The sequence below is a fragment of the Actinopolymorpha pittospori genome (genome assembly GCF_014873875.1).
Taxonomy (GTDB): domain Bacteria; phylum Actinomycetota; class Actinomycetes; order Propionibacteriales; family Actinopolymorphaceae; genus Actinopolymorpha; species Actinopolymorpha pittospori.
This window is the reverse complement of the sequence record NZ_JADBEM010000001.1, coordinates 8588393-8612716: the sequence shown is the minus strand read 5'-3', so window position 1 is coordinate 8612716 and position 24324 is coordinate 8588393. Positions and strand designations below refer to the sequence as shown.

Annotated in this window: 23 protein-coding genes and 1 riboswitch; of the genes, 18 read left to right on the top strand and 5 right to left on the bottom strand. The window is 71.1% G+C overall.

Going from position 1 to position 24324, the window contains the following annotated elements; all coding sequences use genetic code 11:
- Window positions 1–36 precede the first annotated feature (36 nt).
- From HEB94_RS39945 to HEB94_RS39935, 3 genes are all read right to left on the bottom strand, one after another.
- A complete protein-coding gene (locus HEB94_RS39945; protein WP_192754646.1) occupies window positions 37–666 on the bottom strand; it encodes an MBL fold metallo-hydrolase in 630 nt (209 codons plus the stop codon).
- Window positions 663–1748, bottom strand: a complete 1086-nt coding sequence (locus tag HEB94_RS39940) for an S-(hydroxymethyl)mycothiol dehydrogenase (RefSeq protein WP_192754645.1) — start codon at window positions 1746–1748, stop codon at window positions 663–665. Before HEB94_RS39940 ends, HEB94_RS39945 begins: the two co-directional genes overlap by 4 nt.
- A 196-nt stretch (window positions 1749–1944) precedes the next feature.
- The gene (locus tag HEB94_RS39935; protein WP_192754644.1) at window positions 1945–3642 is read right to left on the bottom strand and encodes an MDR family MFS transporter; all 1698 of its coding nucleotides are present in this window, start codon (window positions 3640–3642) and stop codon (window positions 1945–1947) included.
- Window positions 3643–3850: 208 nt separating this feature from the next.
- Here HEB94_RS39935 and HEB94_RS39930 point away from each other — a divergent pair, with 208 nt between their 5' ends.
- The 4 genes from HEB94_RS39930 (at window position 3851) to HEB94_RS39915 (ending at window position 7263) form a co-directional block, all read left to right on the top strand.
- Window positions 3851–4705, top strand: coding sequence for an enoyl-CoA hydratase/isomerase family protein (locus HEB94_RS39930; RefSeq protein ID WP_202896798.1), 855 nt, complete (start codon window positions 3851–3853; stop codon window positions 4703–4705).
- Between the two features lie 92 nt (window positions 4706–4797).
- Window positions 4798–5796 (top strand): class I SAM-dependent methyltransferase, encoded by a 999-nt coding sequence (locus HEB94_RS39925; RefSeq protein WP_192754643.1) that lies wholly within the window; start codon window positions 4798–4800, stop codon window positions 5794–5796.
- Window positions 5797–6220: 424 nt separating this feature from the next.
- The gene (locus tag HEB94_RS39920; protein WP_192754642.1) at window positions 6221–6421 is read left to right on the top strand and encodes a cold-shock protein; all 201 of its coding nucleotides are present in this window, start codon (window positions 6221–6223) and stop codon (window positions 6419–6421) included.
- A gap of 119 nt (window positions 6422–6540) precedes the next feature.
- Window positions 6541–7263: an acyltransferase gene (locus HEB94_RS39915; RefSeq protein ID WP_337918258.1), complete on the top strand. Its 723-nt coding sequence runs from the start codon at window positions 6541–6543 to the stop codon at window positions 7261–7263.
- Here the strand turns inward: HEB94_RS39915 and HEB94_RS39910 are convergent.
- The gene (locus HEB94_RS39910) at window positions 7239–7646 is read right to left on the bottom strand and encodes a BlaI/MecI/CopY family transcriptional regulator (RefSeq protein WP_192754640.1); all 408 of its coding nucleotides are present in this window, start codon (window positions 7644–7646) and stop codon (window positions 7239–7241) included. The two genes, HEB94_RS39915 and HEB94_RS39910, sit on opposite strands and share 25 nt — an antisense overlap.
- 605 nt (window positions 7647–8251) lie before the next feature.
- On the opposite strand from HEB94_RS39910, the gene HEB94_RS39905 reads away from it, so the two are divergent.
- The 3 genes from HEB94_RS39905 (at window position 8252) to HEB94_RS39895 (ending at window position 11118) form a co-directional block, all read left to right on the top strand.
- The gene (locus HEB94_RS39905; protein WP_202896797.1) at window positions 8252–9016 is read left to right on the top strand and encodes a M23 family metallopeptidase; all 765 of its coding nucleotides are present in this window, start codon (window positions 8252–8254) and stop codon (window positions 9014–9016) included.
- Between the two features lie 270 nt (window positions 9017–9286).
- Entirely contained in the window at window positions 9287–9871 is a 585-nt protein-coding gene (locus tag HEB94_RS39900) for a MarR family winged helix-turn-helix transcriptional regulator (protein ID WP_192754639.1), read from the top strand.
- Between the two features lie 32 nt (window positions 9872–9903).
- Window positions 9904–11118: an MFS transporter gene (locus tag HEB94_RS39895; RefSeq protein ID WP_337918257.1), complete on the top strand. Its 1215-nt coding sequence runs from the start codon at window positions 9904–9906 to the stop codon at window positions 11116–11118.
- Here the strand turns inward: HEB94_RS39895 and HEB94_RS39890 are convergent.
- Entirely contained in the window at window positions 11115–11909 is a 795-nt protein-coding gene (locus HEB94_RS39890; protein ID WP_337918255.1) for a class I SAM-dependent methyltransferase, read from the bottom strand. The genes HEB94_RS39895 and HEB94_RS39890 overlap by 4 nt on opposite strands.
- A gap of 303 nt (window positions 11910–12212) precedes the next feature.
- Here HEB94_RS39890 and HEB94_RS39885 point away from each other — a divergent pair, with 303 nt between their 5' ends.
- The 11 genes from HEB94_RS39885 to HEB94_RS39835 all read left to right on the top strand — a co-directional run bounded on the left by HEB94_RS39885 (window position 12213) and on the right by HEB94_RS39835 (window position 24275).
- On the top strand, window positions 12213–13076 hold the full coding sequence (locus HEB94_RS39885) for a sugar phosphate isomerase/epimerase family protein (protein ID WP_192754638.1): 864 nt from the start codon (window positions 12213–12215) through the stop codon (window positions 13074–13076).
- Window positions 13077–13258: 182 nt separating this feature from the next.
- Entirely contained in the window at window positions 13259–14080 is an 822-nt protein-coding gene (locus HEB94_RS39880) for an electron transfer flavoprotein subunit beta/FixA family protein (RefSeq protein WP_238361750.1), read from the top strand.
- Between the two features lie 21 nt (window positions 14081–14101).
- On the top strand, window positions 14102–15067 hold the full coding sequence (locus HEB94_RS39875) for an electron transfer flavoprotein subunit alpha/FixB family protein (RefSeq protein ID WP_192754637.1): 966 nt from the start codon (window positions 14102–14104) through the stop codon (window positions 15065–15067).
- A gap of 75 nt (window positions 15068–15142) precedes the next feature.
- A riboswitch (TPP riboswitch) is annotated at window positions 15143–15242 on the top strand.
- A complete protein-coding gene (gene thiM, locus HEB94_RS39870; protein ID WP_192754636.1) occupies window positions 15235–16044 on the top strand; it encodes a hydroxyethylthiazole kinase in 810 nt (269 codons plus the stop codon). It overlaps the preceding riboswitch by 8 nt.
- A gap of 5 nt (window positions 16045–16049) precedes the next feature.
- Window positions 16050–16754: a thiamine phosphate synthase gene (gene thiE / locus HEB94_RS39865; RefSeq protein ID WP_192754635.1), complete on the top strand. Its 705-nt coding sequence runs from the start codon at window positions 16050–16052 to the stop codon at window positions 16752–16754.
- Window positions 16751–17569: a bifunctional hydroxymethylpyrimidine kinase/phosphomethylpyrimidine kinase gene (thiD, locus tag HEB94_RS39860; RefSeq protein ID WP_192754634.1), complete on the top strand. Its 819-nt coding sequence runs from the start codon at window positions 16751–16753 to the stop codon at window positions 17567–17569. Before thiE ends, thiD begins: the two co-directional genes overlap by 4 nt.
- Window positions 17566–18222, top strand: coding sequence for a TenA family protein (locus HEB94_RS39855; RefSeq protein WP_192754633.1), 657 nt, complete (start codon window positions 17566–17568; stop codon window positions 18220–18222). The genes thiD and HEB94_RS39855 overlap by 4 nt, the downstream gene beginning before the upstream one ends.
- 69 nt (window positions 18223–18291) lie before the next feature.
- Window positions 18292–19503 carry a cysteine desulfurase family protein gene (locus HEB94_RS39850; RefSeq protein ID WP_192754632.1) on the top strand — a complete coding sequence of 404 codons (1212 nt, stop codon included), beginning with the start codon at window positions 18292–18294 and terminating at the stop codon, window positions 19501–19503.
- Window positions 19503–20588, top strand: coding sequence for a tRNA 2-thiouridine(34) synthase MnmA (gene mnmA, locus HEB94_RS39845; protein ID WP_192754631.1), 1086 nt, complete (start codon window positions 19503–19505; stop codon window positions 20586–20588). The genes HEB94_RS39850 and mnmA overlap by 1 nt, the downstream gene beginning before the upstream one ends.
- A 43-nt stretch (window positions 20589–20631) precedes the next feature.
- On the top strand, window positions 20632–22392 hold the full coding sequence (locus HEB94_RS39840) for an ABC transporter transmembrane domain-containing protein (protein ID WP_192754630.1): 1761 nt from the start codon (window positions 20632–20634) through the stop codon (window positions 22390–22392).
- Entirely contained in the window at window positions 22389–24275 is a 1887-nt protein-coding gene (locus tag HEB94_RS39835; protein ID WP_192754629.1) for an ABC transporter ATP-binding protein, read from the top strand. Before HEB94_RS39840 ends, HEB94_RS39835 begins: the two co-directional genes overlap by 4 nt.
- Window positions 24276–24324: the final 49 nt, after the last annotated feature.

Below are 24324 nucleotides of genomic sequence, written 5' to 3'. Positions count from 1 at the left end.
CGACCGGGGTCGCGTTCGGGTCGGCTCCGTCGGTACTCAGTGCCCGCGGGCGATCCACTCCGACAGGTGGGGCGCCTCCGCGCCGATCGTGGTCGTGTCGCCGTGACCGGTGTGGACGACGGTCTGGTCCGGGAGGGTGAGCAACCGCTCCCGGATCGAGGCGATGATCGTGTCGAAGTCGGAGTAGGAGCGTCCGGTCGCGCCGGGCCCGCCGGCGAACAACGTGTCGCCACTGAAGACGGCGTCGAGGGCCGGTGCGTGCAGGCAGGTGCCGCCCGGTGAGTGGCCCGGCGTGTGCAACGCGGTCAGCGTCACGTCGCCGACGGTGAACACGTGGCCGTCGGCGAGGTCGGCGTCGGGCCCGACCTCGGGGTAGACGACGTCCCAGAGCATCCGGTCGGCCGGGTTCAGCCAGATCGGCGCCTTCGTCGCGTCCCACAGGTCGCCGACCGCGCTGATGTGGTCGTCGTGGCCGTGGGTGCACACGATCGCCTGGACCGTTCGGTCGCCGACGGCCGCGAGGATGGGCGTCGCGTCGTGCGCCGGGTCGATGACGATCACCTCGCGGTCGTCACCGACCAGCCAGACGTTGTTGTCGACGTCCCAGGTGCCACCGTCCAGGCTGAAGGTGCCGGAGGTGACGACGCGCTCGATCCGGACCGTCACTTCATCACCACCACGGAACGCAGCACCTCACCGGCGTGCATCTTGGTGAACGCCGCCTCCACGTCGTTGATGCCGATCTCCTCGCTGACGAACGCGTCCAGCGGCAGCCGGCCGTTGCGGTAGAGGTCGACGAGCATGGGGAAGTCGCGCTCGGGCAGGCAGTCGCCGTACCACGACGACTTCAGTGCCCCGCCGCGGCCGAAGACGTCGAGGAACGGAAGCTCCAACGTGAGCTCGGGCGTGGGTACGCCGACCAGGACGACGGTGCCGGCGAGGTCGCGGGCGTAGAACGCCTGCTTGTAGGTCTCGGGCCGCCCGACCGCCTCGATGGCGAGGTCGACGCCGAACCCGCCGGTGAGCTCACGGATCCGCTCGACCGGGTCCTCGCCGCGGGCGTTGACGGTGTGGGTGGCGCCGAACTGCCGTGCCCACTCGAGCTTGCGGTCGTCGATGTCGACGGCGATCACCGTCGTCGCGCCGCCGAGGGTCGCGCCCGCGATCGCGGCGTCGCCGACGCCGCCGCAGCCGAAGACGGCCACCGAGTCGCCCCGCTGGACCGCACCGGTGTTGAGGGCCGCGCCCAGGCCGGCCATCACGCCGCAGCCGAGCAGACCGGCGACGGTGGCAGGGGTCTCGGGGTCGACCTTGGTGCACTGTCCGGCGGCGACCAGCGTCTTCTCCGCGAACGCGCCGATGCCGAGGGCGGGGGAGAGTTCGGTGCCGTCGGCCAGCGTCATCTTCTGCTTGGCGTTGTGGGTCGCGAAGCAGTACCACGGGCGGCCCCGCTTGCAGGCGCGGCACTTGCCGCACACGGCCCGCCAGTTGAGGATCACGAAGTCGCCGGGGGCCACGTCCTGGACGCCCTCGCCGACGGCCTCCACGACGCCGGCCGCCTCGTGGCCGAGCAGGTAGGGGTAGTCGTCGCCGATACCGCCCTGCTTGTAGTGCAGGTCGGTGTGGCAGACGCCGCACGCCTGCACCTGGACCAGGGCCTCGCCCGGTCCCGGGTCGGGAACATGGATGGTCTCCACGCTCACCGGCTCGTTCTTGGCTCGAGCCACCACGGCCTTGACGTCCGGCATCGCCGTACTCCCTTTCCGCTCGGGTTGGTTCGTGCCGGTTGCTCCGGACGGCCCCGGCCTGCTCCACAGAGACGGGAGGAGGACCACAGGGCCGGTCGGACGGGACCGACCCTGTGATCCTCCCAGTAACGGGGTGTGGGTGGGAACCCTGCCCCGCGTGGTCAACCGAGCTTGGCCCGGCGCTTTCTCCGCCGCGTCAGCGTCGACGCGCGCGAGCCGGTACGGCGTGCCGCGTGGTGTCGGCGACGACCGGTGCCGGCGCCGGGACCGCCGCTCGTGCGCTCTCGCTCACGACCGGTCCGGTCGCGGGCGCCGGTGCCGCCGTGTCGTCCTCGGGCGAGGCGACCCGGCCACGGAGCGGCACCTCCTTGACGGCGAGGATGGCGAGGAACGCGAGGACGACGAGAGGTACGGCGATCAGGTAGATGCGGTTGAGCCCGAGGGTGAATCCCTCCCGGATGACACTCCGGAGCGGCTCGGGGATGTGCGCGATCTCCTCCGGCGTACCAAGGTGCGCCGACAACGACTCGGCCGTGAGCCTGATCTTCAGACCGTGCTCGGCGAGCAGTTCGGGGATCGCGCTGGCGAGCCGAGAGGTCAGGATGGCCCCGAAGACGGCGACACCGACGGCGCCGCCCATGGAGCGGAAGAAGGTCGCGGCCGAGGTCGCGATCCCGAGGTCGCGGTGTTCGGCGGTGTTCTGGACGGCGAGCACCAGCACCTGCTGGGTGAGGCCGAGCCCGGAGCCGAAGATCAGCATGTAGGCGCAGACCAGCACCAGTGAGGTGTCGGTGTGGAGGGTGGCGAGCAGGCCGGAGGCCACGGCGATGAGAGCGATCCCGGCCATCGGGAACATCTTCCAGCGGCCCCACCGGGTGATGGCGCGCCCGCACAGGACGGACACGCCCAGCATCCCCACCACGAGCGGGATGGTGAGCAGGCCCGACGCCGTCGGGCTCATGCCGCGGACGACCTGGAGGTACTGCGGCAGGTAGATCATGGCGCCGAACATCGCGAACCCGACCAAGAAGCCCGCGATCCCGGTCAGATTGAAGGTGCGGCCACGGAACAGCCGCGGCGGCAGGATCGGCTCCGACGCCCGGCGTTCGACGACGATCACCGCGACGAGACAGCCGAGACTGATCGCCACCATCAGCAACGTCCACCCCGACGCCCACGCGAACTCGGTGCCCGCGAGTGAGAGCACGAGGAGCAGCGAGGTGATCGAGGCGGTGAGGAACGTGGCGCCGAGCCAGTCGATCTGGGTTTTGCGACGGACGTGGGGAAGGTGCAGTGTCCGCTGCAGGACGATCGAGGCGACGATCGCGATGGGAACGCCGACGTAGAAGCACCAACGCCAGCCCGGCCCGTCGACGAGGAACCCGCCGATCAGCGGACCGGCGACGGTCGCGACACCGAACGAAGCGCCCAGGTATCCGGCGTAGCGGCCGCGCTGCCGTGGGCTCACGATGTCGGCCATGATCGCCTGGGAGAGGGCGACCACGCCGCCCCCGCCGATGCCCTGCGCGGCTCGAGCGATGATCATCTCGCCCATCGTCTGGGACAGCCCGGCGAAGATAGACGTGACGACGAACACCGCGATCGCCAACTGCATGAGCGGCTTACGGCCGTAGAGATCGGAAATCTTGCCCCACAACGGTGTGGAGACCGTGGTCGTGAGAAGGGTTGCGCTCGCGACCCAGGCCAGTTGGTCCTGGCCACCCAGATCGCCGACGATCGTGGGAAGGGCGGTGCCTACGACGGTCGCGGACAGCGACGAGACGAAGAGACACAGCAGAAGCGCCCAGACGATCTCGAGAATCTGCTTGTGGGTGAAGGTCGCTTGTGATGAGGGGGCTGTTTCTGAACTCCTATGTGAGCCGGTCGCGGGCATCCTGGTGTTCGTGCTCCGTTTCGCCTAGTAGGTGTAGGCCATCTCCAGATTAAAGTTGCTTACTGCAACTGTCTTTCGGATTATGTCTCCAATCCGGACCTGGCCGCCATCGGTCGTCCACCGGCCGGCCACCGCTGCGATGTCGTCCGGCAAGGGGGTCTCACGTTCGCCGGCGATGCCATAGGCTCGAGTGCTGCCGGAACCGGACATGAAAGACATCGGCGACACGGTGCCGGTCCGTGCCGGCGCCGACATCGGTGACAGCGGAGGGGGAGACCTGGTGGGCACATGGGTGCGGCTCGAGGTCGCGGACGGCGTCGGCACGATCCGGCTCGACCGGCCGCCGATGAACGCTCTCGACATCGCCATGCAGGAGCAGATCCGCTCGGCCGCGCAGGAAGCGACCCAGCGCGCCGACGTCGCGGCGGTGGTGCTGTACGGCGGTGAGCAGGTCTTCGCCGCGGGCGCCGACATCAAAGAGATGATCGACATGTCCTACGCCGAGATGGAGGTCCGTTCACACGGCCTGACCTCGGCGTTCGACGCTGTCGCTCGGATACCCAAGCCGGTGGTCGCGGCCGTCAACGGCTACGCGCTCGGTGGTGGCTGCGAGCTCGCCCTCACCGCCGACCGGCGCGTCGGAGCCGCCGGCGCGAAGCTCGGCCAGCCCGAGATCAAGCTCGGCATCATCCCCGGGGCGGGCGGCACGCAACGGCTCGCCCGGCTGGTGGGTCCCTCGGTTGCCAAGGACCTGATCTTCACCGGAAGGATCGTCGACGCGACCTTCGCCCGCGAGGTCGGGCTCCTCGACGAGGTGGTCGACGACGAGTCGCCGGGCGCCGTCTACGCGGCGGCGCGCGCGTGGGCCGAGCAGTTCGTCGGCGGCCCCGGCCACGCGTTGCGCGCGGCGAAGGCCGCCATCGACCGCGGCCTCGACGTCGACCTCGCCACCGGCCTGGAGATCGAACGCCAGACGTTCGCCGCGTTGTTCGCCACCGAGGACCGCGAGATCGGGATGCGGGCGTTCGTCGAGAAGGCCAAGCCGAGGTTCCAGGGCCGCTGAGCCCCCGCGAGTCCGACCGAAGCTGCCGGGTCTACCGTCGCTTGGTCGCCCTCGTCTCTTCGCAGGCCTACACCTCCAGCCGAAGGAAGCCGATGTCAGACACCGACACCCGCAACGACACCGCCGCAGGTACGACGGACCGGCCCGATCCGGCTCCCCATCCGGTGGCGAGTGCGGACGAGGTGGAGGCCGCCTGGCGGGACCCGAAGCTCGCCAACGTGCTCTACCACGACTGGGAGGCCCAGACCTACGACGACAAGTGGTCGATCTCCTTCGACGACCGCTGCATCGCCTACGCCCGGGACCGGTTCGTGGCCGCCGCCGGCGCGGCGGGTTGGCCCTACGCTCGGTCGCTGGAGGTCGGGTGCGGCACCGGGTTCTTCTCGCTCAACCTGCGCCAGGCCGGCATCCTCGACGAGGTACATGTGACCGACCTCTCGCCGGGCATGGTGGAGGCGGCGAAGGAGAACGCCCGCCGGCTCGGTTTCGAGGTGTCCGGACGGGTCGCCGACGCCGAGCGCCTGCCCTACGAGGACGACACCTTCGACGTGGTGGTCGGGCACGCCGTCATCCACCACATCCCCGACGTCGAGCTCGCGTTCCGGGAGATGCTCCGGGTGCTGAGGCCCGGCGGGCGGTTCGTGATCTGTGGTGAGCCGACGAGGTACGGCGACCTGGTGGCCCGCAAGCTGTCCCAGGCGACCTGGTGGGCCGCGACCAGGGCGACCCAGCTCGCGCCGCTGCGTGATCGCTGGGCCCGCACGCGGGAGGAACTCGACGAGTCCTCGCGCGCGGCGGCCCTCGAAGCGGTTGTCGACCTGCACACCTTCGACCCCGACACACTGGCGCGGACCGCCGAACGCGCCGGTGCGGTGACGGTTCGCACGGTCACCGAGGAGCTCACCGCCGCGTGGTTCGGCTGGCCGGTGCGCACGTTCGAGCATGCCGTCAACCCCGAGCGCCTCGGCTGGGGATGGGCGAGCTTCGCCTACCGCGGTTGGCTGCGGCTGTCGGCGCTCGACCGGCTGGTCAAGCGTGTCGTGCCCGACGAGCTCTACTACAACGTGTCGATCACCGGAGTACGTGGCTGACCCACGCCACCGACGGCCTGTATCGGACCCGTCCAGAAATGCCTACCGAACGCGTACGGTAGTGGTACCGAGGCCGTACTCACGTCGTACTGGTGCCGTATCCAAGCCGTATGGGACCCGTACAGGCCTCCGGACGAGCCTTGACCCGCCCCGACAGATCCGTGCACACGCGGTCCGACATCGGCCGCGCGCCGGACAGGAGCCGTGGTCACGGGCTCGCAAAGGTGGTACCGTCCTCGGCGGTCGTTCGTCGTATCGACAAGACGCGCGAAGGTCCACGACGCAGGCCATCGGAGTCCGATTGGTCCTGTGCCGTGTACTTTCAGCCCGCGGGATTCGACACGCGGGCAATGCCCCGTAGGCGACTCGGTGCTCGTGAGGTTCGAGCACTGCAACAACGTCTCCGCGAGGGGAAAAAAGAAACATGGCGCAGGGAACCGTTAAGTGGTTCAACGCTGACAAGGGCTTCGGCTTCATCTCCGTCGACGGCGGTCAGGACGTGTTCGTCCATTTCTCCGCGATCGTCGCCGACGGTTACCGCAGCTTGGAGGAGGACCAGCGAGTGGAGTTCGACGTCGTGCAGGGCCCGAAGGGCCCGCAGGCGGAGAACGTCCGCACGGTGTGATCCGACACCACTGCGGTGTGATTCAGACACCACTGTGGCGATGAGGGCCCGCGGGTTTCCCGCGGGCCCTCGTCATGTCCCGCACCGTCGAACCTGATCCGCAGGACAGACTTACTGCCGTGGTACGACGCTCCAAGGACCCCCGCCAGGCCCGCTTCCTCACCCTCGCGAGCCTGCGCTGGGTCGTGCGCCACCGAGCCTGGACGCCCTACTACCTGCTCCGCTACTGGCGCTTCCTGCTGCTGCGGATCCGACACCCGCAGATCGTGACGGAGGGGTTCGTCTTCCTCGGTCGCCGGGTCGATCTCGGGGCGCGCGCCGGCTACGGCCGGCTGGTCCTCGGCCGCTGGGTGCACCTGGGCGACGGGACCCGGCTGCAGGCCCACGAGGGCACGCTGCGACTGGGCGAGAAGTGTGTGCTCGGCCGAGACGTCACGATCACCTGCTACCTCGACGTCGAGATCGGCGCGTCCTGCCTGCTGGCGGACTGGACCTACATCTGCGACTTCGACCACGTGACCAGCGACCTCGCCGTCCCCATCAAGGACCAGGGGCTGGTGAAGACACCCGTGCGGATCGGGCCGGACTGCTGGTTCGGCACCAAGACGACGGTCCTGCGGGGTACGACGGTCGGGACCGGGGTCGTGATCGCCGCGCACGCGGTGGTCCGCGGCGAGGTACCCGACTACTCCATCGTCGCGGGCATCCCCGCGAGGGTCGTGAAGAACCGGCGCGAAGTCCACGAGGCCGACGCTGACCGCCGGGCCTACCTCGAGGGGCTGGCCCGTGGAGCCGCGGCTGAGGCCGCGCGATCGGCTCAGGCGCTGCGGGGACGCTCCTGATCGGTGGCCGGCTGCTCGGCCTCCAGCACGGCTGTCGCGACCCGGAGGGCGTCACGGAGCGCCTCGACCTGGTCGGGAGTCATCGCCTCGATGAAGTAGACCAGGGCAGTCGCTGGTCGTCCCGCGACCGACCACGCCTCGTGCATGAGGGTCGCGGTGTAGGCCTCGCGGGACATCACCGGTGAGTACGCGTAGGCCCGGCCGACGCTCTCCCGACGCAACCAGCCCTTGCGGTAGAGCTTGTCCAGCACCGTCATCACCGTGGTGTGCGCGAGCTCCCGGTCGGGTTTGAGCGCCTCCCGGACCTCTCGGACCTGGAGCGGACGGTCGGTCGCCCACAGGCGCAGCATCACCTGCTCCTCGAGCTCACCGAACCGGGGCATCGAGGCTCCCGTCGTCGGCTGCCCGCCGGGCGGAGTAGCTGCCGGCCGGTGCGGGCGAGGACGCTGTGATCGTGGTGGGGGTGTGAGACGCGTCATACGGTCCGGACGGCCTGCTACGGATCATCGTAGGGCCGCTCGGCAACGAGAACGCCACGGCTGCGTGATGGAACAAATCGCTATTCTCACTACTCTTTGCGACTCGTGGTCTATGCGAGGAATCGTCAGGTCAGCGGGCTTTTGTGTCCCTCCGAAACGGAGAACAAACTGACCGTGTGTGGTCGGAGTCGCCGACTATATCGGGCTGCTCTGAATGCTCACCACTACGACCCCGCATCGTAGCGAGGCTAACGCCTTCGACTGGAAAGCATTGAAGGGTCTCTGTTAGGACTAGCGCCGGTAGGTGTCTGGGCGTTGGGGACAACGAGCGTTTATCCACGATAAGCGGGTACCGACACCGCAAATATCCGTCAAGGCCATCAACGCGCCGGGGCGCGACAAATATCGCTGCCGTCGATGGTCCACGCCCTCACCCAGGGCACGGCAACTCGGTTTCCTGTGCGGGAACGTGCGGTCGAGCATGCCGTCGAACGTGCGAGGAAGCAGTCTTGAGTTCTTTCCTTAGCCGCCTCCGTGCCCTGTGGGGCCTGCGGTGGCGCAATATTCCATTGGCAGCAGTGTCCGGTGTCGTCGCTGTCGGCCTGGTGGGAGGCGGCGTCGCCCTTGCGGTCGGCTCTCCCACGGAGTCGGCCGCGTCGTCTGTGAACTCCGCCGTCGCCGAGGAAGCGGCCGCCGCGCGTACGGGAAACGGGAATTCGTCCGACTCCGTAACCGAGAAGCAGCGGACCGCGAGAGAACAAAGCGCCGCCAACCGTGGCGGTGGACACCGGAACGCCCCCAAGCCGGACAAGGGTAAGGAATCGTCGCCTCCGAAGGACGCCGCGAAGAACGCCGTCGCGACGAAGCCCAAGAGTTGGGGACTTCCGCTGACGGAGTACCACCTGACCGGACGTTTCGGTCAGAGCGGGAACAAGTGGTCCTCCTTCCACCATGGACTCGATTTCGCCGCGCCGACCGGTGTGCCGATCCACGCGGTCGGCTCGGGCAGGATCAGCGCCGCCGGGTGGGCCGGCGCCTACGGCAACCGGGTCGAGATCCGGCACCCGGACGGGACCGTCACGTTGTACGGCCACATGTCGAAGATTCTTCGCTGGTCGGGGTCGGTGCACGTCGGTGACGTGATCGGCTACGTCGGCGCCACCGGCAACGTGACCGGCCCGCACGTGCACCTCGAGGTACGCCCGCACGGCGGCGGTCTCGACGACGCGGTGAACCCGTTCCCGTGGCTGGTCGACAAGGGGCTGCACCCCTGATGTCCTGACGCCGAACAGGCGTCGCGGTGACCTTGCCTTGGGGGGCGCGGCACCACCGTTGGTGCTCGTCCCCACGTCAGAACGAGGTCGGCGGGACCTGACCCGGCAGGGTCGGGCCCCGCCGACCTCGTCGCGTTTTGTCATGCTCTGTCGGAAACCTCGACCGCCGGACTCGCGGGGGGCTGCCCGGGTCCGATGCCGGCCACTTTCAGGACCCGCCGCCGCGAAGGCTGGAATTACTTAGGCTAGCTAAGTTAGCCTGGCTAAGTAATGCCTGATGTCATCGACCCCGGCTCCCGCGTCAGCCCGCTCGCCCGGCAGATGCGGCCACTGGTCTACCGCCTCTACGACCTCGTCCGCCGGCACTCGCCTCGACTCGACCTCACCCTCACCCAGGGCTCGGTGCTGAACGTCCTGGTCCATGAGGGGCCACAGCGCATGAGCAGCCTCGCGACCCGGGAGGGTGTCCGGCTGCCGTCGATGACGAACGTCGTCAGCCGCCTCGAGCGCGCCGGATACGTCCGCCGAGTCCCGGACCCGGCCGACCGCCGGGCGGTGATCGTCTCGGCCACCGAGCAGGCGCGCGCCGTGATCTCGCGCATCCAGCGGGCCCGGGAGGAGTTCCTGGACGAACGTCTCGCCCGGCTGTCGGACGCCGACCGCGAAGCCATCGACCGGGCGCTGCCCGCACTCGACCGACTGGTCGCCGCCGACGAGTACGGCCGTGCCGGACCGCCCGACACCACCGGGCCCCCGCCGCCCCGACTGGTCGCCGCCGACGAGTACGGCCGTGCCGGACCGCCCGACACCACCGGGCCCCCGCCGCCCCCGTCATCCCCGCCAGGCCAGTCGTGACGCAGTCCACTCCGAAGGAGGGTCCTTCTCCCGTGTCATCCCATCAGGTGAAGTTGCTTGATGCCATCAAAGGCCAACCGCGTTCGGTCTGGGTGGTCGCGTTCGCCGCGGTGATCGCGTTCATGGGGATCGGGCTCGTCGATCCGATCCTGCTCTCCATCGCGCAGGGTCTGAACGCCACACCGAGCCAGGTGACGCTGCTCTTCGCGTCCTACCTCGTCGTGCAGGTGCTCGCGATGCTCGTGACCGGCATGTTCGCCTCCCGGTTCGGCGGCAAGCGCACCATGGTCGCGGGGCTCGCCCTCATCGTGGTCTTCGCCGGCGCCTGCGCACTCGCCGGGTCGATCGGGCAACTGGTGGCGCTGCGCGCGTTCTGGGGGCTGGGCAACGCGCTCTTCATCGCCACGGCGCTGTCGATGATCGTCGCCGCCGCGGCCGGTGGCCAGACCGCCGCGATCCTGTTGTACGAAGCGGCGCTCGGGCTCGGCATCTCCGCCGGCCCGCTCGTCGGCGCGCTGCTCGGCAGCATCTCGTGGCGAGGCCCGTTCGTCGGCACCTCGGTCCTGATGCTCATCGCGCTGATCCTGACCGCGACGATGCTCGTCCGGGACCGGCCGAGCACCACCCGGACCTCCATGAAGGCGCCGTTCCAGGCGCTCCGGGACAGACGGCTGCTGGTGGTGGCGCTGTCGGCGCTGCTGTACACGTACTCGTTCTTCACCGTCCTCGCCTGGACGCCGTTCGTCCTGGAGTACGGCCCGTTCGCGATCGGTGGCATCTTCTTCGGCTGGGGCCTGATGGTCGCGGTCTGCGGTGTGGTCGTGGGGCCACGCCTGGCCGCCCGGATCGGCGAACGCAACGCCACGATGGTGGCGCTGGTGCTGTACGCCGTCGTGATGTTCGCCGACGTGTGGGGCTCGCGTCCGCTGATCGTCGCCGCGACGGTGGTGTCCGGCATCGCCTCGGGTTGCCTCAACACCTTCCTCACCGGCATGGCGATGTCCGTCTCCGACGCGCCACGGCCGGTCGCGAGCGCCGGCTACAACTTCCTGCGCTGGATGGGTGGCGCGGCCGCCGCGATCCTGGTCGGTCACCTCGCCGACTGGGGAGGGTCGGCGCGGACGCCGTTCGTCGTCGGCGCGGCGACCTGTCTCGTGGCGGTGGTCCTGATGTACGCCGGTCGCGAGCCGAACCCGCGTCAGGTCCCGGCGGGCGCCGCCGCGGTCGGCGAACGCATCCTCGACTAGGGCGTCGGAGAGGTGTCGGTCCGGGCGACGGCGACCAGGTCCAGCGACGAGTCCAGGTCGCCCTCGCCGACCTCGAAGTCCTCAGGGCCCAACGAGGCGACGAACTCCGCGAGGTCGGGTGACCACGCCTGCGGCGGCGCGGCGAGTTGGGCCTTCACGACGTCGCCGTGCCGGCGTTGGAACTCCTCGATCCGGGCGCCGTGCCACAGACCGACCAGCGTCACGTCGGCGAGCCCCGGACGGTCCAGCAGCGACCGGAACTCCGCGGCCGTGAGCTCCCGGGCGTGGCAGATGTTGCCCGGTGGGAACGTCAGCCGGTTCGGCGTCGACATGACCACCAGGCCGCCCGGGGCGGTGACACGGGCGCACTCGGCGACGAAGGCCTCCTGGTCCCACAGGTGCTCGACGGTCTGCAGGCTGACCAGGCCGTCGAAGGAGTCGTCGGCGAACGGCAGGGTCACGAGGTTTCCCCGTACGACGCTCACGTCGGGATAGGTGCGGCGAGCGTGCTGCGCGGTCGCCGCGTCGTAGTCGAGGCCCACGACGGCGAAGGGCGTCGAGGACGCGAGGAGGTTGGCGCCGTACCCCTCGCCGCAGCCGGCGTCGAGGACGCTGTCGGTGGAGCCGGTCTGCCCAGGTGCACCCCGCGGTCCGGCCAGCCGGTCGGCGACCCATCGGTAGACGACGAGGTGCCGCGCGAACCAGTACGTCTCGTGCCAGATTCCCGGCATGGTGCGTTCGCCGGTCAGTGGCAGGTCCGGGACGGCTGCTGCGGGGAATCGGTCTGGCACGGCGGCCCCCTGCCTGGTCGACGAGCGACGGTCACCGACCCGATCGATCTGACGGATCTGACGGACCTGATGGACGACGACCTGCTGGAGGTCGACCAAGATCGGTGTCCGTGCAGGCTACCCGCGGCGTCCGCACCTCGCTCCACCGAAGGTGCCCGGCCCCGGCGTCCGGCCGGATCGGTCCTGTTTCGGCCCCGTCGTGGTGGCCTTCCTCACGCCACCGGTCCGTCTTCCTCCAGCAGACTGGACCGCGACGTGACTGACGGACGCGATGCCGCCGAATCGACGGGAGAACCACAACCCATGGCAGACGCTGCGAAGACGGACGGGTTCTACTCCAACCTCAGCTGCGGGGCGCTCGGCGTCAGCCCGGGCTTCCCGGCCGCGGTCGACCTCGCCGTGGAGTTCGGGTTCGGCGCGGTCGATCCCGACGTCGGCTACCTCGCCGGCCAGTCGCCCGCGGAGGTGGAGCAGTTGCGGGCGAGGCTCGCCGAGCAGGGCGTGCGGTGGGGCAACGCGGGTGTTCCGGTGAACATCAACGCCGACGCCGCCACCTTCGCGACCCAGCTCGCCGGGCTGGAGGAGTTCGCCGCCCGGCTGGCCGCGCTCGGCGTCGACCGGGCCGGCACCTGGATCCGCCCGATGAGCGACTCGCTCACCTACCGGCGCAACTTCGCGCGGCACGTGGAGCGGATCGGCCTGGTGGACGAGATCCTCGCGGCCGCGGGGGTGCGGTTCGGGCTCGAGTACGTCGGCCCGAAGACCTTCTGGTCCACCGAGCGGTACCCGTTCGTGCACACCCTGGCCGAGACCAGGGAACTGCTCGCCGCGATCGGAAGCTCCAATGTCGGTGTCATCCTGGACACCTTCCACTGGTTCACCTCGGCCGAGAGCGCGGACGACATCCGCACCCTCACCGCCGACCAGATCGTCGCGGTCGACCTCAACGACGCCCCGACCGGACGGGAACGCGACGAGCAGATCGACGGCCAGCGCCTGCTGCCCGGGGCGAGCGGCGTCATCGACGTCGCGGCGTTCGTCGCTGCGCTGCGCGACATCGGCTACGCCGGACCGATCAAGGTGGAGCCCTTCAACGCCGAGCTCCGTTCGTTGCCGGCCCACGAGGCGGTCGCCCGGACGGCGGAGTCCCTGAAGGCGGTCCTGTAGGTCGGCACGTGCTCGCACGGACGGATCGATCGGGGCCGGCCTCCGGTCGATCCTCCGTGCCGCTTGCCCGGCAAACTACTCGCGGGTAACGTCGCGCGGGACGGGTGCGTCACTCCCACGGTTTACGGCGGTGACGGGCCTGGCAGGCTTGGGATGCGGGTTTCTGATCGAGGCCGCGAGCGATGGACGTGAGTGAGGAGCCGGACGCGAGCATGAACATCGTGGTGTGTGTGAAGTACGTTCCGGACGCGACGGCGGATCGGGGATTCGACTCCGGTGACCGGACCGTCGACCGGTCCAACGTGCCCGGCCTGCTCTCCGAGCTGGACGAGTACGCCATCGAGGCGGCCCTGCAGCTCGCCGATGCGGGCGACGCGGAGGTGACGGTCCTCACGGTCGGTCCCTCCGACGCCGCCGACGCGGTGAAGAAGAGCCTGCAGATGGGCGCCCACAAGGGCGTGCACGTGCTCGACGACGCGATCCACGGCTCCGACGCGATCGGGACCTCGCTCGTCCTCGCGAAGGCCATCGAGAAGATCGGTGCTGCCGCCCCGGTCGACCTGGTGGTGTGCGGAATGGCCTCCACCGACGGCAGCATGTCGGTCGTCCCCGCCATGATCGCCGAGCGGCTCTCCCTGCCGCAGGTGACGTTCGCGAGCGCGCTCGAGGTGAGCGCCGACAGCGTTCGGGGCCGCCGCGACGGCGAGACGGCGACGGAGACCGTCGAGGCCAGCCTGCCCGCGGTCGTCTCCGTCACCGACCAGGCCAACGAGCCGCGCTACCCCTCGTTCAAGGCGATCATGGCGGCGAAGAAGAAGCCGGTCGAGACCTGGAGCCTGCGCGACATCGACGTCGACTCCGCGGCGGTCGGCCTGGCCGCCGCGTGGACGGCCGTCGACTCCTACGAGCAGCGGCCGCCCCGGCAGAAGGGGACGGTCGTCACCGACGAGGGCGAAGGCGGACGGGCGCTCGTGGCGTTCCTCGCCGAGCAGAAGTTCGTCTGAGACAAGGGAAGCGTGCTGAGAATGAGCGAGATCCTGGTCCTCGTCGACCATGTCGACGGCGTCGTACGCAAGACGACCACCGAGCTGCTGACCATCGCGCGCCGGCTCGGCGAGCCCTCGGCCGTCTTCGTCGGCTCGGGCTACGAACAGGCCAAGGACACGCTGGTGGCCTTCGGCGCCCAGAAGGTCTACCTGCTCGAGGAGCCGGAGCTGACCGAGCACCTCGTCGCGCCGAAGGCGGAGGCGCTCGCCCAGCTGGCTGAACGCTGCCAGCCCGCGGCGATCCTGCTGACCTCGAGCCCCGAGGGCAAGGAGATCGCTGGCCGGCTCGCGATCAAGCTGAGCTCCGGCCTGGTGACCGACGTCGTCGACGTCGTACCGGGACCTGACGGCTCGCCGGTGACCACCCAGTCGGTCTTCGCGGGCAACTACACCGTCCAGGCCAGGGTCACCCGCGGCACGCCGATCCTCACCGTCAAGCCGAACGCCGCGACCCCGGAGACGGCGCCGGCCCAACCGGTGGAGGAGAAGGCGGCGGTCACCATCTCCGACGCGGCGAAGGCCGCCCGGATCGTCGAGCGGGCGCCGCGGACCCAGACCGGGCGTCCGGAGCTCACCGAGGCGGCGATCGTCGTGTCCGGCGGCCGCGGCGTGGGTTCGGCGGACAGCTTCGCGCTCATCGAGGGGCTCGCCGACGCCCTCGGTGGGGCGGTCGGCGCGTCCCGCGCCGCGGTCGACTCCGGCTGGTACCCGCACGCCTACCAGGTCGGGCAGACCGGCAAGACCGTGTCGCCCCAGCTGTACGTCGCGGCCGGTATCTCCGGCGCGATCCAGCACCGGGCGGGAATGCAGACCTCCAAGACGATCGCCGTCGTCAACAAGGACCCGGAGGCGCCCATCTTCGAGATGGCCGACTTCGGAGTGGTCGGCGACCTGCACAAGGTGGTGCCGCAGGCGACCGAGGAGATCAACCAGCGCAAGGGCTGAGTGTGCCGAACCGCTTCCCGCGCGTGACTTCGCGGAGCCAGTGACTCCCGGGCGCGTGGGTGGTATACGGTCGAAACCGATGACGCGGGGTGCCCCGGCAGTGCCGAGGCTGAGATCACACCCGTCGAACCTGATCCAGATCATGCTGGCGAAGGGACTGTCGCACGATGGTCGTGCCCATACCTGTCAATGTCGATGACGTAGCGACCGCGCGTGAGCGGTTGCGTGCGGAGTCGCCGCTCGTCCACTGCCTCACCAACGTCGTCGTGGCCAACTTCACGGCCAACGCGCTCCTCGCCGCGGGTGCCTCGCCGGCGATGACCGACACCGTCGAGGACGCCGAGGTTCTCGCCGGCGGTGCCGGCGCCGTCCTGGTCAACCTCGGCACCGTGACGTACGCGTCCGCCGACGGGATGCGGGCCTCGGTCGCCGCCGCCGCGCGCAACGGTCGGCCCTGGGTGCTCGACCCCGTGGCGGTGGGCCCACTGCCCTGGCGTACCTCCCTCGCGGGTGAGTTGCTCACCCTCGCTGCGCCGAGCGTCATACGTGGCAACGCCTCGGAGGTGCTCGCCCTCGACGGTGGGCTCGGCGGACGGGGTGTGGAGTCGACCGCCGACCCGGACGAGGCGGTGGAGGGCGCGAACGCGTTGGCCGCGAAGTACTCCTCGACGGTGGCGGTGAGTGGTACGGTCGACCTGATCACCGACGGTCACCGGACCGTGCGGGTCGCCAACGGCCATGCCCTGATGACGCGGGTGACCGGTGTCGGCTGCGCCCTCGGCGCGCTGACCGCCGGGTTCCTCGCGGTCGTGGACGACGCGCTTCTGGCCGCCGTGGCCGCCACGGTGCTGCTCAACCTCGCCGGCGAGGCGGCGGCCGTCCGGGCTCCGCGCCCGGGCTCCTTCGCGACGGCCCTGATCGACGAGCTCGACGCGACCGACGCCGACCGGATCCGCACCCATGCAAGGTTGGGTTGACGCTGATGGTGCGGACGCCCGTCGACCTCTCGCTCTACCTCGTCACCGACACCAGGATGTGCGCGCCGCGAGGCGTGGCCGCGACGGTCGCCGAGGCGGTGGCGGGCGGCGTCACCGCGGTACAACTGCGTGACCCGTTGGCCGGCACCCGCGAGTTGCTCGACCTCGGGGAGCAGGTCCTGCGGGTGCTGGCCGGCACCGGCGTGCCCCTGCTGGTCAACGACCGGGCCGACGTCGCCCACGCGCTCGGTGTGGGCGTCCACGTCGGCCAGGACGACCTGCCACCGGAGCGGGCCCGCGACCTGCTCGGACCGGACGCGTGCATCGGCCTGTCCGTGCACGAGCCCCGACAGCTCGAAGCGGCCCTGGCCCTTCCGCCCGGAACCATCGACTACCTCGGCGTCGGCCCGATCTTCGCCCAACAGACGAAGACGAACGCCGCACCGCCAGTCGGCCTTGACACCCTCGCCGCGATCACGTCCCGCGCTGTCAAGGGATCCTTGCCCTGCGTGGCGATCGGCGGCATCGGCGTGGACAACGCGGCCGCCGTCCGGGCGGCCGGCGTCGACGGGATCGCCGTCGTCAGCGCGATCTGTGCCCAGCCCGACCCCGGTGCCGCCGCCCGGAGGCTGCGCACGGCGATGGGTCGCCGCGCGGCGACCGGTCCGGGAAACCCCACGGACCACGAGGCCCAGCAGGAGGTTCGATGAGCACCAGCCCGCCGGTCGCCCTGACGATCGCCACCAGCGACCCCTCCGGGGGTGCCGGGATCCAGGCCGACCTCAAGACGTTCTCCGCGCTCGGCGCCTACGGCACCGCCGTCCTCGTCGCGCTCACCGCGCAGAACACCCGGGGAGTCACCGGCATCCACGTGATCCCGTCCTCGTTCATCACCGAGCAGATCGACACCCTCTTCGCCGACGTGCACGTCGACGCGGTCAAGATCGGCATGCTCGCCGAGTCCGCGGTCATCCACACGGTGGCGGAGGCGCTGCGCCGGCACCGGCCCGGCACGGTCGTCCTCGACCCGGTGATGGTCGCCACCAGCGGTGACCGGCTGCTGGAGAAGGACGCCGTACGCGACCTGCGCGAACAGTTGGTGCCGATGGCCGACCTGCTGACGCCCAACCTTCCCGAGGCGGCCGCCTTGCTCGACGAGGAGACCGCCCGGACCCGCGCGGAGGTCGAACGCCAGGCCGTCGGGTTGTGTGCGCTCGGCGCGCGACGGGTGCTGCTCAAGGGCGGGCACGCGGAGGACCAGGACGAGTCCGCGGACCTCTACGTCGACAGCGACACCATGACCTGGCTGCGCGTACCCAGGGTGCTCACGACGAACTCACACGGCACCGGCTGCACGCTGTCCTCGGCGGTCGCGGCGCTACGCCCGCAGCGACCGGACTGGGAGAGCGCCGTGCGGGACGCCAAGGCCTACGTCACCGACGCGTTGGCGGCCGCCGACACCCTCGCCGTCGGCTCCGGCAACGGCCCCGTCCACCACTTCCACGCCTGGTGGGGAACCCGATGAGCAGCTTCTCCGCGCAGGTCTGGGAGTCCACGGCGAAGGCGCGGGAGGCGATCGACGCGTTGCCGTTCGTCCGCGCCCTCGGCGACGGCACCCTCGACCGGGACCGCTTCACCTACTACCTCGCCCAGGACACCCACTACCTCGACGACTACGCCCGCGCCCTCGCCGCCGCGGCCGTCAAGGCGGAGACCTCGGCCGACCTCGCGTTCTTCGCGAACTCCGCACATGGGGCGATCGTGGTCGAACATGCACTCCACCGGGCCAAGGTGGCCGACCTCGCGCGCTACCCGAAGTCGCCGACCTGTGTCGGCTATACCTCCTACCTCCTCGGCATCGCGCAGTCCCGCGGGTACGCCGAGCTCGTCGCGGCCCTCCTCCCGTGCTTCTGGATCTACCAGGACGTCGGCGCCCGGCTGCTCGAGCGCGCCGGCGACCTGAGCGCACACCCCTACGCCGACTGGATCGGTACGTACGCAGACGAGTCGTTCGCCGCCTCGACCGCGACGGCCCGCGCGATCGCGGACCGGGTGGCGGATTCTGCCGACCAGGCCACCCGGACACGGATGGGCGAGGCGTTCTCGCTGGCGGTGACCTGGGAGTGGATGTTCTGGGACGCCGCGTGGCGGCAGGAGAGCTGGCCGTTGCCGCAGTGATCCGCACGTGACCCGGCAGGCGCCCTCGCGGATTCGGGTGTGGGCGGCGGTCATTACGCTGGAGACGCGATGACCAGAACGACGCACACCTATCTCGATCACGCCGCGACGACTCCGATGGTTTCGGAGGCCGTCGCGGCGATGAGCGCTCAGCTGCCCCGGCTGGGCAACGCGTCGTCCCTGCACGCCTCCGGGCGCGCGGCCAGACGGGTCGTCGAGGAGTCCCGGGAGACGATCGCACGCGCACTGGGCGCCCGCCCCTCCGAGATCGTCTTCACCGCCGGCGGCACCGAGGCGGACAACCTCGCGGTCAAGGGGCTCTTCTGGTCAAGGCACGCGGGCGACCCGCGTCGGCGCCGGGTGCTGGCGAGCGCGGTCGAGCATCACGCCGTGCTCGACGCCGTGAGCTGGCTCGGTTCCTTCGCGGGAGCCGAGGTCGAGTGGCTCCCGGTCGACTCCCTCGGCCGGGTCGACGTCGAGGCCGCCCGCGCGAGCATCGAGTCCGACCCGGAGTCGGTGGCCCTGGTCACGCTGATGTGGGTCAACAACGAGGTCGGCACCACCCAGCCGGTCGAGGAGCTCGTGGCCCTCGCCCGTCCCCATGGCATCCCGGTGCACTCCGACGCCGTCCAGGCGGTCGGCCAGCTTCCCGTCGACTTCGCGTTCGCGGGCGTCGACGCGTTGACTGTGAGTGGCCACAAGGTCGGTGGTCCGGTCGGCGTCGGCGCGCTCGTCGTACGCCGGGAGACCGATCTGGTCCCGCTGCTGCACGGCGGGGGACAGGAGCGCGACGTCCGCTCCGGCACCCTCGACGTGGCGGCGGTCGCCGGCTTCGCCGCGGCCCTCGACGTCGCCGTCGCCTCCCGTGACGACCTCGCGCACCGTCTGGTCGAACTGCGCGGAGAACTGGTCCGGCAGGTACTCACCGCGGTGCCCGACGCGGAGCTCAACGGCGACCCCGGTCCCGACGTGTCGGCGCGGCTGCCGGGCAACGCGCACTTCTCCTTCCCCGGTTGTGAGGGCGACTCCCTCCTGCTGCTGCTCGACGCACGCGGCATCGAGTGCTCGACGGGTTCGGCGTGCTCGGCGGGGGTGGCGGAGCCGAGCCACGTCCTGATCGCGATGGGCCGGGACCAGGAGCGCGCCCGCGGGTCGCTGCGGTTCAGCCTGGGTCACACGTCCACGCGGGCCGACGTCGACGCGTTGGGCGAGGCGATCGGCCCGGTGGTCGAGCGCGCGCGCAGCGCTGGGCTGGTCAACGCGAGCGGAGGGCGGTTCTGATGCGGGTGCTGGCAGCGATGTCCGGCGGGGTCGACTCCGCCGTGGCGGCGGCGCGAGCCGTCCAGGCGGGCCACGACGTCACCGGCGTCCACCTCGCGCTCTCCCGCAACCCGTCGTCCTACCGCACGGGCGCCCGTGGCTGCTGCACGCTGGAGGACGCCCGTGACGCGCGCCGCGCCGCCGACGTCCTGGGGATTCCCTTCTACGTGTGGGACCTCGCCGAGCGCTTCCACGCCGACGTCGTCGAGGACTTCGTGAGCGAGTACGCCGCCGGCCGCACCCCCAACCCGTGCCTGCGGTGCAACGAGAAGATCAAGTTCGCCGCCGTACTCGACCGGGCGCTCGCGCTCGGTTTCGACGCCGTCTGCACCGGCCACTACGCGCGGCTGGTCGACGGGCCGGCCGGACGGGAACTGCACCGGGCGGTCGACCCCGACAAGGACCAGTCCTACGTACTCGGTGTCCTCACCACCGAGCAGTTGGCCCACGCGCTCTTCCCGCTCGGAGCCTCCCACAAGAGCGAGGTGCGGGTGGAGGCCGCCGAGCGTGGGCTCGCGGTCGCCGAGAAGCCGGACAGCCACGACATCTGCTTCGTCGCCGACGGCGACACGGCCGGGTTCCTCGCCCGCGAACTCGGTGAGCAGCCGGGCACCGTCGTCGACGAGAGCGGCGCGGTGCTCGCCGAGCACGACGCCGCCTATGCGTTCACGGTCGGTCAGCGCCGAGGACTCCGGTTGGGTCGTCCCGCCGACGACGGCAAGCCGCGCTACGTGCTGTCGATCGAGCCGGTCAGCCGGACCGTCACGGTCGGGCCGCGCGACCGGCTCGCGGTGGGCCGGATCGAGGGCACCGCGCCGCGCTGGTGCGGCGCGCCACCCGCCGGCCAGGTCAGCTGCCGGGTCCAGATCCGCGCCCACGGCGAGACGCTGGCGGCGCGGGCGGAGATCGAGGGTGACGTGGTCCGGGTCGATCTGGTCGAGCCGGCGATGGGTGTCGCGCCGGGCCAGGCGGTCGTGTTGTACGACGACACCAGGGTGATCGGCTCGGCGACGATCTCGCACACGGTCGCGGCCGCGACGATCTGAACGCCCGGATGCCCCTGCGGGCGGTGTCGTTACCCTACGCACCATGCCCGCGCACGCGCCGTACGACGATCCCGGGGTTCCCGACGCGCGTGGACCGGCCCGCTACCTGTGGTGGCTCGTGTGGCGGCAGCGCGGGCGAGTGCTGCTCGGTGCGCTGTGGGGCACTTCCTGGATGGTCAGCCTCACGGTCCCGCCGTACCTCATCTCCCGCGCCGTCGACGACGGACTCCGTTCGGACAACGCGCGTGCCCTCGTCGGGTGGTCGGTCGCCGTCGTCGCAGTCGGGGTGCTGAACGCCGTCCTCGGTCTGCTCCGGCACCGGACGATGACGTTCGTCCGCACGGACGCGTCCTGTCGGACGGTGCAGGTAGCCACCCGGCACGCGGTGCGGCTCGGCGCGGTGCTTCCGCGGGTGATGTCGACCGGGGAGGTGGTCAGCATCGGGAGTGCCGACATCCAGCGGATCTCCCAGGCCCTGACCGTCACCGGTCCCGGTGTCGGAGCAGTCGTCGCCTACGCCGTGGTGACCGTGCTCCTGCTCGAGGTGTCCCCGCTGCTCGGGGCGGTGGTGGTGCTCGGGGTGCCGTGCCTCGCGATCCTGCTGGGTCCGTTGCTGAACCGCCTGCAGGGCGCCGAGACCGTCTACCGCGAGCACCAGGGCGCCCTGACCGCGCGGGTCGGTGACATCGTCTCGGGCCTGCGGGTGCTGTGTGGCATCGGCGGCAAGCCGCTGTTCGCGCAGCGGTACCACCACGCGTCGGCCGCGCTGCGCGACGAGGGCTACCGGGTCGGTGCGGTGACAAGCTGGATCCAGGCCCTGGCGGTCGGACTTCCCGCCGTCTTCGTCGCGGTGCTCACCTGGCTCGCGGCGCGGATGGCGGCGTCCGGCGAGATCACCATCGGCGATCTCGTCGCGGTCTACGGCTACGTCGCCGTGCTCGTGGGGCCGGTCGGGTTCTTCATCGAGGCTGCCGGCGACGTCGGCCGCGGCCTGGTCGCCGCCCGGCGGGTGGTGCGGCTGCTGGCCCTGCGGCCCGCCGTCGACAACACCGACCAGGGCAAGGCCGGTCCGAGCGACGACGCGATGCTGCGCGATCCCTCGTCCGGGCTCGACGTGCCGCCGGGAGTGATGTCGGCGATCGTCACCGCGCGACCTCCCGACGCGGTGGCGGTCGTGGACCGGCTGGGTCGCTACGTCGACTCCGACGTCGAGTGGGGCGGTGTGCCGCTGTCGGCCGTGGCGCTCGCGGAGGTACGCCGGCGGATCCTCGTCGGCGACAACGACGCGCACCTGTTCGCCGGGTCGTTGCGCGACGCCGTCGCGACCCACGACGAACGGGATGGCGCGGCGGTGACGGCGGCGGTGCACACGGCGGCCGCGGAGGACGTCGTCGCGGGCCTACCGGACGGCCTGGACTCCCAGATCGAGGCGCAGGGGCGCAACCTCTCCGGCGGTCAGCGCCAGCGGCTGCGGCTCGCGCGGGCGCTGCTCGCCGACCCCGAGGTCCTGCTGCTGGTCGAGCCGACCTCCGCGGTGGACGCGCACACCGAAGCCCTCGTCGCGGCCCGCACGCACGCGGCCCGCCGGGGCCGGACGACCGTGGTGGTCACCACCTCGCCGTTGGTGCTGGACCGGGTCGAGCAGGTGGCCTACCTCGTCGACGGCCGGGTCGCGGCGACGGGCACGCATGCCGAACTCCTCACCACCCAACCCGGCTACCAGGCGCTGGTGTATCGCGGCGCGGACGACGGTCCGCCGCCCCTGGCGCAGGAGACCGTCTCGACCTCGGCGAGCACCGCATGAGTCCCTCGCGAACGCGAGACCCGTGGCGGCTGCCGGTCGCGAGCCCGCGTGCCGTCCGCGGCGCCGCCTGGGCGATGATCCGCGCGGACGGGCGGGCCGTGGTCGGCGTGCTGGCCCTGAACGGTCTGGCGGTCGCCGCCGGCCTGGCCGGCCCCTGGCTGGTCGGTCAGATCGTGAACGAGGTCGAGGGCGGCACCACGGTGTCCACCGTGGATCGGCTGGCCCTCGCGATCGTGGCGTTCGCCGTGGCCCAACTGCTGCTGACCAGGTTCGCGAGGTATGTCGGGCACCGGTTCGGCGAGCGGGTCCTCGCCCGGCTTCGCGAGCGGTTCGTCGACCGGGCCCTGGCGCTGCCCACCTCGGTGGTGGAGCGGGCGGGCACCGGCGACCTCATGACGCGCAGCTCAGGCGACGTGTCGACGGTCGGTTACACCCTGCGCGACGCCTTACCGGACGTCTTCCTGGCGACCCTGCAGGTGGCGTTCATCCTGGCCGCGGTCTTCCTGCTCAGCCCGCTGCTCGGGCTGTGCGGACTGGTCGGCCTGCCGGTCGTCGTGGTGGTCGCCCGGTGGTACCTCGCCCGCGCCCGGCCGGCCTACCTCGCCCAGGGCGAGGCCTACTCCGACCGGTCGGAGAACCTCGCGGCGACCGCCGACGGTGCGCGGACCGTCGAGGCGCTGCGGGTCCAGCGGCGGCGGGTCGAGGCGGGGGACCGGGACGTCGCCGCCACCTACCGCACCGCCGTCCGGACGCTGTTCCTGCGCAGTGTGCTGTTCCCCGTCACCGAGCTCGCGCACACACTCCCCGTCGCCGTCCTCCTGCTCGTCGGCGGGTTGCTGCATCTGCACGGCCAGGTGAGCCTGGGCGCCGTCGTCGCCGCGACGCTGTACGTGTGGCAGCTGGTCGACCCACTCGACCGCATCCTGATGTGGCTGGAACAGATCCAGGCCGGCGGGGCGTCGTTCGCGCGCCTGGAAGGCATCGCCGACGTCGTTCCGGCCGCGCCACCGGCGGGCGGCGAACCCACCGACGACCGGATCGAGGTCGTCGACGTGCGGTACGCCTACGCCGAGGGCCACGACGTCCTGCACGGTGTCGACCTGTCGGTGCGTCCCGGCGAACGCCTGGCGATCGTCGGTCCGTCCGGGGCGGGCAAGTCCACGCTCGGCCGGCTGCTCGCCGGCATCGACGCGCCGCGGACCGGCCGCGTCACCGTCGGCGGGGTGGCGCTCACCGACCTGACGCCGGAGGAGGCTCGACGCCGCGTGGTCCTGGTCACCCAGGAGCACCACGTCTTCCTCGGCACGCTGCGGGACAACCTCGCGATCGCCTCGTCGACGGCGGGGGACGAGGCGCTGCTCGCCGCGCTCGCCACGGTCGACGCCGCATGGGTGCACGCACTTCCCGACGGCCTGGACACCCGGTTGGGGTCGGGCGGTACCCAGCTGGGTGCGGCGGAGGCGCAGCAACTCGCCCTGGCCCGGGTGGTGCTCGCCGATCCGCACACGGTGATCCTCGACGAGGCCACCGCGTTGCTCGACCCGACCACGGCGCGGCACACCGAGCGCTCCATGGCCGCCGTACTTCGCGGCCGCACGGTGATCGCCGTCGCGCACCGGTTGCACACGGCCTACGACGCCGACCGGATCGCGGTGGTGGACGGCGGCCGGATCACGGAGCTGGGCAGCCACGACGAGCTCGTCGCCGGGGGCGGCGCCTACGCCGCGCTCTGGGAGTCCTGGCACGGTGCCCGTCACAGCGCCACGGACGGTGCCACCGAGAGGGCGACCGACCGGGCCGCGGGCGGGGCCACCGAGGGGGCCACCGACGGGACCACCGACCGTGGCGAACACCTGGTCGTCCCGGCCGACGGGTCCGTCTGACACCGGCGTTCCGGCGACCTGATGACCCGCGGGGCGGCTGAGCTGACGG

Coding starts and splice junctions, on each gene's coding strand:
- HEB94_RS39940 (WP_192754645.1), bottom strand. CDS start 1,748: ATGCCGGACGTCAAGGCCGTGGTGGCTCGAGCCAAGAACGAGCCGGTG.
- HEB94_RS39935 (WP_192754644.1), bottom strand. CDS start 3,642: ATGCCCGCGACCGGCTCACATAGGAGTTCAGAAACAGCCCCCTCATCA.
- HEB94_RS39930 (WP_202896798.1), top strand. CDS start 3,851: ATGAAAGACATCGGCGACACGGTGCCGGTCCGTGCCGGCGCCGACATC.
- HEB94_RS39925 (WP_192754643.1), top strand. CDS start 4,798: ATGTCAGACACCGACACCCGCAACGACACCGCCGCAGGTACGACGGAC.
- HEB94_RS39920 (WP_192754642.1), top strand. CDS start 6,221: ATGGCGCAGGGAACCGTTAAGTGGTTCAACGCTGACAAGGGCTTCGGC.
- HEB94_RS39910 (WP_192754640.1), bottom strand. CDS start 7,646: ATGCCCCGGTTCGGTGAGCTCGAGGAGCAGGTGATGCTGCGCCTGTGG.
- HEB94_RS39900 (WP_192754639.1), top strand. CDS start 9,287: ATGCCTGATGTCATCGACCCCGGCTCCCGCGTCAGCCCGCTCGCCCGG.
- HEB94_RS39885 (WP_192754638.1), top strand. CDS start 12,213: ATGGCAGACGCTGCGAAGACGGACGGGTTCTACTCCAACCTCAGCTGC.
- HEB94_RS39880 (WP_238361750.1), top strand. CDS start 13,259: ATGGACGTGAGTGAGGAGCCGGACGCGAGCATGAACATCGTGGTGTGT.
- HEB94_RS39875 (WP_192754637.1), top strand. CDS start 14,102: ATGAGCGAGATCCTGGTCCTCGTCGACCATGTCGACGGCGTCGTACGC.
- thiM (WP_192754636.1), top strand. CDS start 15,235: ATGGTCGTGCCCATACCTGTCAATGTCGATGACGTAGCGACCGCGCGT.
- thiE (WP_192754635.1), top strand. CDS start 16,050: ATGGTGCGGACGCCCGTCGACCTCTCGCTCTACCTCGTCACCGACACC.
- thiD (WP_192754634.1), top strand. CDS start 16,751: ATGAGCACCAGCCCGCCGGTCGCCCTGACGATCGCCACCAGCGACCCC.
- HEB94_RS39855 (WP_192754633.1), top strand. CDS start 17,566: ATGAGCAGCTTCTCCGCGCAGGTCTGGGAGTCCACGGCGAAGGCGCGG.
- HEB94_RS39850 (WP_192754632.1), top strand. CDS start 18,292: ATGACCAGAACGACGCACACCTATCTCGATCACGCCGCGACGACTCCG.
- mnmA (WP_192754631.1), top strand. CDS start 19,503: ATGCGGGTGCTGGCAGCGATGTCCGGCGGGGTCGACTCCGCCGTGGCG.
- HEB94_RS39840 (WP_192754630.1), top strand. CDS start 20,632: ATGCCCGCGCACGCGCCGTACGACGATCCCGGGGTTCCCGACGCGCGT.
- HEB94_RS39835 (WP_192754629.1), top strand. CDS start 22,389: ATGAGTCCCTCGCGAACGCGAGACCCGTGGCGGCTGCCGGTCGCGAGC.